Genomic DNA, 2,893 nt, shown 5'->3' on the forward strand with positions numbered 1-2,893 from the left:
AAGGTGCTTCGGTCTCGAAGACGACGGGGCAGAATGCTCCGGCACGAGGCGTCTCGGACGCCAAGGGACCGCATCGCGCCTTGAACCATTGCCGTTCGGGGTCGACGAGCGTGATCGAGGACATACGGGTGCCGAGCATGCGCTGAGCGAGCTTCGCCAGAGCGTCGAACTCGCGTTCCGGGGCCGTGTCGAGCAGCGCGATCTCGGCGAGCGCCTTTTGGCGCACCGCTTCTCGTTGGCTGTCTGACATGTTCCCTCGCCACGTTCCTCCGCCAGAGCTACCTTGGCATTGATGAATGTCCCGTTCCTAACGTTTTGACCAGGAGCCGCCACCGGAGTGGTCGAATCGGCTGGGCCGAGATGAGGCAAGTCGGTAGCGCCCCTGGACAGGTCACCCATGGCTTTGTGCCGAAACAGAGTGAGCCAGTGGTAGCTCTGATGCTTATCGCGATCACGCAGCATGTGACAGCGCTGGCAACGTGCCGCCAGGTTGGCATCCTGAATATTGGCGGTATCGTGGTTGCGGTGGGCACCGTCGGCACCACCAACGCGACGAAACGCGGGCGAGCAGGTCCTCGTCACGCAGCCGCAGCCGCTGCCGCAACCGGTGATCCTCGCGATTGAGACAAGTCGAGTTTGCAGCGTATTACCACCAATCATTGCCGAGGCGGGAGCTTCTCTGCAGGTGTGGGTGGTCACATATCACGCACCTGACCTGCGTACTGCGGGAAAAATCTAGCTTTTCCAGAATTGAACACGACTTAGCCAGAACGCCGACCGCGCGGCGGACCGGGAGCGCTTTCCCCGTCACGGAGACCCGGCCCGCCGGTGACGCCAGCCGAGCGGCCATGAGGCGGCAGGCTGGTGTGACTGTTGGGTCAATGTTCGGCTGCTAATCCGGTTCCGGCAACACAACGACCGCCAGAGATTCAGAATCTTGGCCGGCTCCGTTCTGAGGGAGCTGCGATTGCCCATCGCACCACGCAACACCTGCTCGATGGATTTGCTCCAGCTTGATGACAGACGTGTCGAGCTCACCCGTATTGTGTCCGAAGGGGGGTTCAACAGCGAGATTTACGACCATTGCAAGTGCAGCGTCGGAAAATAATATATCGACATTCATAAGTAAAAATCTGATCATAAATGATATTAATTCAATCCATTGCCCTCTGTTTGATGGCGAATATCGGTGATCGAGGGTGCGGCATAAGGGTATAATTGTAGGAAAACGGAATTTTCAATTTGACTGTGGGCCTGCGGTGGCGCAGCAGTGTCTGCCGCCTCCGGAACGAGCGCATGCAACGCGAATGGAAAACGTGGCCGCAGATCGCGAGTAATTACCCAGGGGGTGCTGTGACGGTTGGCGCCATCGCGGCTTAGGTGTCAGGTCGTCCCCCCCCCCCTTGCCGTCTGACGGTTTGGCTGATTCCCTGTCGGGATGAGCCGCAGCGATCTGGAGCGCCTGAGCAAGGAGGAACTGATCGAGCTGGTGCTACGCTTGCACCGGCCAGAGAAGACCTCGCGCACCTCGTCCAAGCCGCCGGCCACGGATCGCAAGGAACGGCGCGAGAAGTCCCGGCCGGGCGGGGCCAAGCCCGGGCATGAGGGTCACAAGCGGGCGCTGACCCCTGATCCGGATCAGGTGCTGGAGCACCGGCCGGCCTCCTGCTCATCGTGCGGCGAACCACTGCCGGCCGACCTTCCGGCCGAGGTCGTCAGCGTGCACGAGCGCATCGACCTGCCGCTGGTTCGCCCGGTGGTGGAACAGCACCGGCGCTTGTGCGTGACCTGCCCGGCCTGCCGGACCCGGGTCGCCGCGCCGCGGCCGGCGGGGGCCGACGCGACGCCGTTCGGGCCGCGCCTGCACGCGGTGGCGACCTATCTGAAGACCTTCCAGGCGCTGTCCTACGAGCGGTTGCAGGCGGCCTTGTCGGACCTGTTCGGGCTGAGGCTGAGCCAGGGCGGGCTGATGAACGTGCTGCGGCGCGCCCAGGACTGCTGTGCCGAGGGCCGGGACGCGGCGCTGACGCGGCTGCGGCAGGCGTCGGTGGTGGCCTCGGACGAGACCGGGGTGCGTATCGAGGGCACCAACAGCTGGCACTGGGTGTTCCGCTGCGAGGACGCGGTGGTGCATCACGCCGCCCCGAGCCGGGCTGGCACGGTGGTGAACGAGGTGATGGCCGGGCACCGGCCGGCGGTGTGGCTCTCCGACCGCTACTCGGCCCAGCAGGGACACGGCGAGCGCCAGCAGACCTGCCTGGCGCATCTCGCCCGCGACGTGGCCTACGCGGTCGAAGCCGGCGACGACCTGCTCGCCCTGCGGCTCAAGTGGTGGCTCGACAACGCCTTCGGGCTCGCCCGCGGGCTGACCGAGTTGGCCGCCTCGACCCTGGCGCGCAAACGGCGCGACCTGGAGCGGAACCTCGACGACATCCTGAAGGCCCCGGCAACGTGCGATCTGGCCCAGGCGCTCCAGACCCGGATGCAGCGGGCCCGTGACCAACTCCTGACCTTCGTGGCCTTCCCCGGGAAGGTCGACGTGACCAACAACGCCTGCGAGCGCGACCTGCGGCCGGCGGTGGTCCAGCGCAAGGTCACCAACGGCTATCGGGCGATGTGGGCGGCCAAGGGCGAGGCGGACGTGCGCACCGTCGTCGCCACCGCGGCACTCCGAACCAAGGCGACACCCTTCGCCACCTTGCTCGCGACCATCACCGCCTGATCAAAACCCCGCCTACAACTAAAAAGGGAGGGGTGGAAAACGCGCGTGCCGAAGAATACCCCCTGGGTAATTACGATCGCGATCATGGTGCTACAACAGATCAAGAATTTTCCTTGCGGCCACAATCTGCTTTGGATTGAATTCAAAGATATTGATGATGATAACAGCATG

1 protein-coding gene and 1 pseudogene are annotated in these 2,893 nt (G+C 64.1%); one reads left to right on the forward strand and one right to left on the reverse strand.

From position 1 onward, the window contains the following. A pseudogene (locus tag ABZT49_RS16920) lies at positions 1–250 on the reverse strand (deubiquitinase); the annotation flags it as partial. Positions 251–1,438: 1,188 nt separating this feature from the next. Here ABZT49_RS16920 and tnpC point away from each other — a divergent pair. Next, a complete protein-coding gene (tnpC, locus tag ABZT49_RS16925; RefSeq protein WP_355287327.1) occupies positions 1,439–2,722 on the forward strand; it encodes an IS66 family transposase in 1,284 nt (427 codons plus the stop codon). Positions 2,723–2,893 lie beyond the last annotated feature (171 nt).

Source organism: Methylobacterium sp. EM32, assembly GCF_040593685.1.
GTDB lineage: Bacteria > Pseudomonadota > Alphaproteobacteria > Rhizobiales > Beijerinckiaceae > Methylobacterium.